Here is a 3311-nt window from a genome sequence, read left to right as displayed (position 1 = left end):
GCGCGCCGACGGCTTCAACGAGTCGTGCCTCACGATGCAGGACGTGGAGGGCAATGAGTTCTGCCTCGACTGACCCTCCCGGCACGGGGACCCGCAAGGGGCCCGACGGCCTCCCGCGGCTCGAGGAGAACCGGGCGCCCGGCGAGCACCTCGTCCACGATCCGGTGGCCGAGGCCCTGCGCGAGCGCCCGGAGCAGCCCTGGAGCCCGGGGGTCAGAACGCGAAGACCGGATCGTCCCGCAGGGCCGCGGACATCGTGCAGGCGTTGCGGAAGGTGTGCTTCCAGGCGAGGCGGGTGCCCTGCCAGACGCCGTCCGCCGCGAGGGTGACGGGGTCGGCGTGCTTCGGGCAGGCGCGGTCCGGGGACGGGGCGGTCAGCAGGCGGCCGAAGTCGCCGCCGGTGGCGTTCACGGCGTCGCACGCCGCCCGGGGAGCGGGGTGCGTGCCCGCCGCGGTGTAGGCGCAGCTGAGGACGGCCGCCCGCAGGACGGTGCCCCCGGCCGCGCCGCTCCCCCGGGCGATGGTGAGGACCAGGGCGGTGGGGGCGGACGGGCTCGCGGGCTCGGCCCGCGCCACGCCCGCGGTACCGCCGAGGCAGAGGAGTGCGGCGGCGGAAACGGCGGCCAAGCGGTGACGCATGATCAGTCTCCTTTTGAATCAAAGGACTTGGGCGGCACTTCAGCTTGTATGTAGCGCTGGAGCAGGAGCGAGCCTTCCAGATCCGAAGGGCGGCCGCACGCGGGCGATCGGGTTACGGACACCCGGTCCGGATATCGGAGAGCGAGGGCGCCCTGGTGGCGGCCGCGGCGGGCCCTGCGGAGCGGCCGCCCAGGCTGACCGGATCGGTGCGCTCAGCCCCGGGGGGCCGGGCGGCCGCCGTCCGTACGCTCCGGCTGCCGCCGTCCGCCGCCGTCCGGAGGGGGCAGGAGTTCGGCGATGATCTCGGTACCGAGCGCGTACGCCGGAACGCCCGCGGTGATCAGCGCCGTTTCGGCGACGCCGACCAGATCGGCGATGCCGGCCCCGGCGTGGAGTGCGCCCCGGGCGTGGATCCGGGCCGGTTCCGGCCGGCCGAGGGCGAGCAACTGACCGAAGTGCACGAGCTGTTGCACCCGCGCGCCCAGCGGACTGTCCGTCAGCACGATGTGCCGCAGCTCCGCGAGCGCCTCTTCGGTCGACAGCCGGCCGGACTCCCCGGCCAGTCGCAGCCTCTCCTGTACGCCCCCGGGCACGGCCCCGAGGGTGGAGCGGTACCGGTCGCGCACGGCTTCCGCGCGGGCGGCGAAGCCGGCTTCGCCCGTCATCGCGCGACCCGGGCGATCGCGGCGCGCACGGCCTCCTGGGCGCCGGGCGGGAAGTCCACGGCCCCGCCGATCGCGGCGGCGGCGATCTCCGCTTCGGCGCTCTCCTCGATCGCCACCACCAGATGGGCGGTGGCCTCCGGATCCGGGCCGAACACCAGGAGGCCGTGGTTGGCCAGCAGGACCGCGGCGGTCGTCGGGCACCGGTCCAGCACCTCGGCGATGCCGCGCACCGAGACGTCCGACCCGCGGGGCCCCCAGGGGACCACGGGAACCTCCTCGGCCTGTCCGAAGCGGAGCATCGGCTCGGTGCGGCAGGGCAGCGGCCGGTGGGCCAGGGCGAAGGCGGTCGCGGAGGGCGAGTGGGTGTGGATGACCGTGCCCACGTGGGGCCGGGCCCGGTAGACGGCGGTGTGCATGGCGATGATCTCGGCGCTGACGGACCGCAGTTCGCCTTCCAGGACCTGCCCGTCGAAGCCGACGGTCGCGAGCTGCTCCGCGCGCAGGCCCCGGACGTGTCCCGGCGTCAGCAGGAGGCGCTCACCGTCGAGCCGGGCGCTCAGGTTGGCGTGTCCGGAGTGGGACATCACCCCGGCCGTGAAGAGCTGCTCCGCGGCCGCGACCAGCCGGCGGCCCCTTTCCCCGTCGCCCGCGTCGTCGTACGTGTCACTCATGACGGCATCTCCCTGCGCTGCGGACGGCGGCTCGTCCGCCGCCGTCCTCGTGCGGACCACTCTTCAACTTGAACTAGGGTTCAAGTCAAGCCGTCTGACCGGCGGCGGAGGCGAGGAGCAGGAGGCGCGGAACGTGCGCATGACGATCGGCCGGCTCTCCGAGATCACGGGAGTGCCCGCTTCGGCCATCCGGTACTGGGAGCGGCACGGCCTGCTGCCCGAGCCCGAGCGTCAGGGCGGTCAGCGGCGCTATCCCCCGGAGGCCGCCGAACGGATCACGGTGCTGCGCAAGTGCCAGCAGGCCGGGCTGACCCTGGTGGAGATCGGGGAGTTCCAGCGGGAACAGTCGCGCAGGGAGGCGATGATCCGCGCCAAGATCGTCGAGATCGAGCAGCGCATGGTCGACCTCGACCACGCGCACCAGCTGTTGACGCACGCCCTCAGGTGCGGCGAGGAGGACATCGTCAGGTGTCCGAAGTTCCGGGAGCAGATGGCCGCCTGGCAGAGCGCGGAGCCGGCGCCCTGACCGGGGGACGGCCCGGCGGCGCGGGCCGGGTGCCCCCGCCGCGGGGTGGGCGGCGGGGGCCACGTTCCCGTCCTGCCGGATCCGGCGGCCGGGTTACTTCTTGATCTGGTTCAGGCAGAGCACGAACTGCTTGCCCGAGCTGCGCCGGCCGCCCCTGGTCTGCTCGTAGTAGCCCAGGTCCGACTTGCCCTGGCAGCGGTTGGTGTCCAGCGTGCCGGATATCACCTCGACCACCTTGTACGTGGCGCCGGTGCTCCCGCAGTCCACGACCTGGAGGTCCAGGGTCGCGGCCGTGGTCCCGTTGTTCTTCAGGCAGTCTCCGGCCTCGGCGTGGTCGGCGTCGTCCTGGCTCAGGAAGTAGCCCACCGCGGCCACGATGAGGACGACCACGATGCCGATGCCCTTGAGGATCTTCATGGCGCCGATGCCGCCCCTGCGGGCGGGCGGGGCCGGCGGTGCGGACCACTGCTGCGGGGGCATCGGCTGCATCGGCATCTGCTGGTTCGGGTACATCTGCTGCTGCGGCGCCCCGCCGTAAGGCGGCTGGGCCTGCGGCGGCGGGTACCCGGGGCCGGGCTGGGGCGGGTACCCCTGCGGCTGCTGTGCGTACGGGCCGGGCTGGCCGTAGGGGCCGGGGCCCTGCTGCGGCGGATAGGTCATACGGGGATCCCTCGGTGATCGGACTTTACGTCGTTTTGACGTGGGCACGCTATAGCACTCGATCACCATCGGCTCAATCCGGCCACCTCCGCGCGGTCCGGCCGCGTCCGTCAGCGCTGCCCGTTCCCGGTTCCGCGGTCGGGTGCGCTC

Annotated in this window: 5 protein-coding genes; 1 reads left to right on the top strand and 4 read right to left on the bottom strand. The window is 73.5% G+C overall.

The features are described 5' to 3' along the window. Positions 1 to 213: 213 nt before the first annotated feature. The 3 genes from VR44_RS12260 to VR44_RS12250 form a co-directional block, all read right to left on the bottom strand. On the bottom strand, positions 214 to 639 hold the full coding sequence (locus tag VR44_RS12260) for a subtilase-type protease inhibitor (protein ID WP_045947485.1): 426 nt from the start codon (positions 637 to 639) through the stop codon (positions 214 to 216). 212 nt (positions 640 to 851) lie between these two features. Beyond that, positions 852 to 1304 (bottom strand): carboxymuconolactone decarboxylase family protein, encoded by a 453-nt coding sequence (locus tag VR44_RS12255; RefSeq protein WP_045947484.1) that lies wholly within the window; start codon positions 1302 to 1304, stop codon positions 852 to 854. Then, entirely contained in the window at positions 1301 to 1975 is a 675-nt protein-coding gene (locus VR44_RS12250) for a class II aldolase/adducin family protein (RefSeq protein WP_045947483.1), read from the bottom strand. The genes VR44_RS12255 and VR44_RS12250 overlap by 4 nt, the downstream gene beginning before the upstream one ends. Before the next feature lie 139 nt (positions 1976 to 2114). On the opposite strand from VR44_RS12250, the gene VR44_RS12245 reads away from it, so the two are divergent. Continuing rightward, positions 2115 to 2501 carry a MerR family transcriptional regulator gene (locus VR44_RS12245; protein ID WP_045947486.1) on the top strand — a complete coding sequence of 129 codons (387 nt, stop codon included), beginning with the start codon at positions 2115 to 2117 and terminating at the stop codon, positions 2499 to 2501. Positions 2502 to 2594: 93 nt separating this feature from the next. Here VR44_RS12245 and VR44_RS12240 read toward each other — a convergent pair whose 3' ends face one another. After that, complete coding sequence (locus tag VR44_RS12240) at positions 2595 to 3161, bottom strand: LppU/SCO3897 family protein (RefSeq protein WP_045947482.1); 567 nt, start codon at positions 3159 to 3161, stop codon at positions 2595 to 2597. Positions 3162 to 3311 lie beyond the last annotated feature (150 nt).

This window comes from Streptomyces katrae, from assembly GCF_000966975.1.
Taxonomy (GTDB): domain Bacteria; phylum Actinomycetota; class Actinomycetes; order Streptomycetales; family Streptomycetaceae; genus Streptomyces; species Streptomyces katrae.
Note: the sequence above shows the minus strand (reverse complement) of the source record. Positions and strands in the feature narration are given on the sequence as shown.